Below are 4,040 nucleotides of genomic sequence, written 5' to 3'. Positions count from 1 at the left end.
CGGGTGTTACTCGAAGAAGCCCGGATCATTCGGGAGATCACCCAGCAGTATGACGTAGGATTTATCGTGAATGACCGGATTGATATTGCCTTGGCCGCCCGAGCGGACGGGGTGCACCTTGGGGATACGGACTTACCGCTTTTGGAAGCTCGCCGGATAGCGCCCCATCTTATAATCGGTAGTTCGTGCGCAACCGTGGAAGAGGCCCGGGCTGCAGAAAAACTGGGCGCCGATTACCTGGGTGTCGGATCGGTTTACCCGACCGCTACTAAGCCGGATGCCGGACCAAGTATTGGTCTGGATCGGCTCCGGGAGATCAAGTGCTCAGTCCGTATCCCGGTAGTGGCCATCGGGGGAATCAACCTAAGGCGGGCCGAGGAGGTCCTGGCCACCGGTGTGAACGGCCTGGCAGTGGTTTCCGTGGTGATTGGACATCCCTCACCCCGTACACAGGCGGCAGCTTTCCGGAACATCATTGTCAATATCAGGGGCAAGAGTGATGGTTGAAAATACGAGTATGTCTGGAAACCCCCCGCGTACACTGGTTGATACCGGAGAGTTCGGGGTGATCGCCATGCTCAAATCCCACTTTGACCGGGATCATCCTCAGGTGGTGCTGGGTATCGATGACGACTGTGCCCTGGTGGAGGGGCCGGCAGGACTCCTCTATGCCTTGACCTGTGACTCGCAGGTGGAAAACGTGCACTTTTTGCCGGATATCATCCCTCCCCGCTCTCTCGGCCGGCGGGTACTGGGGGTGAACCTGAGCGATCTCGCGGCAATGGGGGCTGTTCCCCGGTATGCCCTCCTCTCGCTGATTTTACGGAAAGATCTGGAGCTTTCCTGGTTGGATGACGTGATTGGGGGGCTTCAGAAGGAGGCCGATACCTTCGGGGCCGTGGTGGTGGGCGGTAATATCGCTCGGAGTGACGCTAATCTGGTCTTTGACCTGACCCTGCTCGGGGAAGTCCCCCGTTCACCGCTCTTTCTGCGGGGAAACGCTCGCGTTGGTGACCGGATCATGGTCACCGGGACGCTGGGTGATGCAGCGGCCGGCTTAGTCATCTGCCGCGGCCGGGGAAAATCCGGGCAACACCCGGCATTGGTCGAACGGTATTTTTGTCCCCTTCCCCGTATCACCGTGGGATTGGCGTTGCGGGAATTTGGGATACCCCTGGCCGTGATCGATATCTCCGATGGCTTAATTCAGGACCTGGGTCATATTTTAAAGCGTAGCGGGGTAGGTGCGGTGATCGAGGTGGATACCATTCCTCTTTCCCCATCACTCAGTGCGTGGAGCCGGGAATCGAACCAGGATCCTTATCAATTCGCCCTGTGGGGAGGAGAAGACTTTGAGCTTCTGCTGACCGTTCCCGAACACCTGGCCGACGAAGTCAGACAAAGGGTGGAAGATCAAACCGGTGTTCCGGTCACTTCCATCGGCCGCATTCTTCCCGGAGACCGGTTGACCCTGCGGAAGAACGGTCGGGATTACCGGACCGATCAGGCCGGATGGAACCATTTCCAGGCGGAGACAAAGAACAGTTGATTTTTTCCAGGAGCGTGCAGCATGAAAAAAGTCTTGACCATTGCCGGTTCTGACTCGGGAGGGGGAGCGGGAATCCAGGCTGATCTCAAAACGTTTTGTGCGTTTGGGGTGTATGGGATGACGGCGATCACGGCGGTGACCGCCCAGAACACCCAAACGGTCAATACGGTACTCCCTCTTTCTCCGGAATTGGTTAAAGAACAAATTGCAATGGTGATGGAAGATATCGGGGTGGATGCGGTTAAAACCGGAATGCTTTTCAGTTCGGAAATAATCGGCGTGGTGGCTGATCTCATGCAATACTACCGGGTACAACGCCTGGTGGTGGATCCGGTTATGGTTTCGAAGAGCGGTAAATTGCTTTTGCAAAGAGAGGCGATGATCACCTTGCAGGAAAGACTGCTGCCCCTGGCCTACCTGGTCACCCCCAATCTCGCAGAAGCCGAAGTGATGACCGGTCTGAGCCTGACACAGGTCGAGGAAATGGAGGAAGCCTGCCGAGTGCTTCATCGCCGGGGGGCGGCCAATGTCCTTCTGAAAGGGGGTCACCTGCCTGGGAAAGATCTGGTGGATGTATTGTTCGATGGGACCCGAAGTATTCTCTATTCGGGGAAGCGCATTCCCACTCATAACACCCATGGCACGGGATGTACCTATTCAGCCGCCCTGTGTGCCCTGTTTGCCCTGGGATATGAATTACCCGAAGCGATAACCACCGCCCGCGAATATCTGACAACGGTGATCACCTATGCTTTGGATCTGGGTCAGGGTTTTGGTCCTACCAATCATCTGGCTCCCTTGATGATTCGCTCGGGAGTCGATCCCGCAACGGGGGGAAAGCTGTGGTAGGTTTAAGGTTTGAAAAGGTTGGCCTTGAACGGGAGAGGGATGTATCGTGGAGTGAAGAAAACTGGGGAAAAGCGATAAAAGCTTGAGTAAGTTCACTGTCGGCGAGGGAATATTCTCCTACAAACGCAACGAAGAGAGTATCGCGGCAGAGGCAGCGCTGGATGGGTTTTACGTGATTCGTACCAGTGTCGAAAAAGAAAGGTGGGCCCCGGAAAAGGCTGTTTTGAGCTACAAGAGTCTATCCCGGGCAGAGAGGGCTTTTCGGACCCTCAAGGGAGTCGATTTAAAGATCAGACCGATCCACCACCGCGCAGAAGACCGGGTGCGAGCCCATATCTTTCTGTGTATGCTGGCTTATTACACGGAGTGGCATTTACGGGAGGCCTGGCGGAGCCTACTTTTCGAGGACGAGTATCCGTCCACAGTTTCCAGACGCTGCTGTCTGAATTGGCCATGGTAGTGTGCTTTGATGCTCGGGTGCCGGCAATGCTTAAGACCCCGCCATTTGCTCTTATCACTACACCCAACCGGACTCAGGGAAAAGCTTTTGAACTCGTAGGTCTGAAGATGAACCGGAAAAGCAGTAGACGGAAAAATCCCCTGTGAAGTGGGCTAAATGCCTGCTACAAAAGCATTTATTTACGAGTTTCCTGGGAACTTCGGACTAAACAATAAATTTGACGACTGTACTTCCGTAAGTTCATATCTGGCCTAAATCCTGCAATATTGAATTAATCTATGAAAATGTTGTATACATGAGTCCTGCTCTTAAATCAATAGCCAAGAGGGAGCAGGATTTCTGCTCCCTCTTGGTAAGAATTGAATATATAGTAATAATAATTTTAAATCTGCTTTGTTTTGAGTAAATCGCGGATTTCTACTAGTAGAAGTTCTTCATTGCTTGGTACTACAGGAGCAGGCTCTGCCACAGGTTCCTTTTTCTTTATAGATGTAATCATTTTTATAATCATAAAAATGGAAAAAGCAATAATCAAAAAGTCGACCATCGATTGAATGAATACGCCATACCGAAGAGCTACTTCTGCAACATCTCCGCTTGCGGGTGTAATGACATATTTCAAGTCCGTAAAACTGATGCCTCCTAAAAAAATACTTGTCACTGGCATCAGTAAATCATTGACCAGCGATGTGATTATTTTCCCAAATGCTGCGCCAATAATCACGGCCACTGCAAGATCTATGATGCTACCTTTTAAAGCGAATTCTTTGAATTCTTTTAACATATTTAAACCTCCTTTTTTTAGTAAACCTCAACTCCCTAAAATTTTAGCGTAGACAGGAGAAAAACGCAAGAATAATCTAATCCCCATTCAGGATAGTCAACTTTAAGCCTTTTGTAGGCTTTTTTTGTTTATTATTAGCCTCCTCAATTCCCCCTCTGTATACGCTATAATTAAACCGAAGCTCCCAGGCCATGTTGGCTAAAAGTCCCATGAATACTGGATTTTTTAGCAGTATCCGTTCTTAAGTTCACTGTCGGCGAGGGGAGGGGAGATTCTCCTACAAACGCAACGAAGAGAGTATCGCGGCAGAGGCAGCGCTGGATGGGTTTTACGTGATTCGTACCAGTGTCGAAAAAGAAAGGTGGGCCCCGGAAAAGGCTGTTTTGAGCTACAAGAGT

Annotated in this window: 5 protein-coding genes; 4 read left to right on the top strand and 1 reads right to left on the bottom strand. The window is 51.4% G+C overall.

Features of this window, described 5'->3' with window-relative positions; all coding sequences use genetic code 11:
* The 4 genes from thiE to VLH40_04295 all read left to right on the top strand — a co-directional run.
* Positions 1-507, top strand: a 507-nt coding sequence (gene thiE / locus VLH40_04310; GenBank protein ID HSV31232.1) for a thiamine phosphate synthase, incomplete at its 5' end; no start/stop codon positions are given.
* Positions 500-1,549: a thiamine-phosphate kinase gene (gene thiL / locus VLH40_04305; protein ID HSV31231.1), complete on the top strand. Its 1,050-nt coding sequence runs from the start codon at positions 500-502 to the stop codon at positions 1,547-1,549. The genes thiE and thiL, both read left to right, overlap by 8 nt.
* A 21-nt stretch (positions 1,550-1,570) precedes the next feature.
* Complete coding sequence (gene thiD / locus VLH40_04300) at positions 1,571-2,398, top strand: bifunctional hydroxymethylpyrimidine kinase/phosphomethylpyrimidine kinase (GenBank protein HSV31230.1); 828 nt, start codon at positions 1,571-1,573, stop codon at positions 2,396-2,398.
* Between the two features lie 82 nt (positions 2,399-2,480).
* A complete protein-coding gene (locus VLH40_04295) occupies positions 2,481-2,858 on the top strand; it encodes a transposase (GenBank protein HSV31229.1) in 378 nt (125 codons plus the stop codon).
* A gap of 382 nt (positions 2,859-3,240) precedes the next feature.
* Here the strand turns inward: VLH40_04295 and mscL are convergent, their stop codons facing one another.
* A complete protein-coding gene (mscL, locus tag VLH40_04290; GenBank protein HSV31228.1) occupies positions 3,241-3,642 on the bottom strand; it encodes a large-conductance mechanosensitive channel protein MscL in 402 nt (133 codons plus the stop codon).
* Between the last annotated feature and the right edge of the window lie 398 nt (positions 3,643-4,040).

The organism is Atribacteraceae bacterium (genome assembly GCA_035477455.1).
Classification (GTDB): domain Bacteria; phylum Atribacterota; class Atribacteria; order Atribacterales; family Atribacteraceae; genus DATIKP01.
The sequence above is the reverse complement of the archived record's forward strand: the minus strand, read 5'-3'. Positions and strand labels throughout refer to the sequence as shown.

Excerpts from the sequence above, each read along its gene's own strand:
- thiL (HSV31231.1), top strand. The coding sequence starts at position 500 with ATGGTTGAAAATACGAGTATGTCTGGAAACCCCCCGCGTACACTGGTT.
- thiD (HSV31230.1), top strand. The coding sequence starts at position 1,571 with ATGAAAAAAGTCTTGACCATTGCCGGTTCTGACTCGGGAGGGGGAGCG.
- mscL (HSV31228.1), bottom strand. The coding sequence starts at position 3,642 with ATGTTAAAAGAATTCAAAGAATTCGCTTTAAAAGGTAGCATCATAGAT.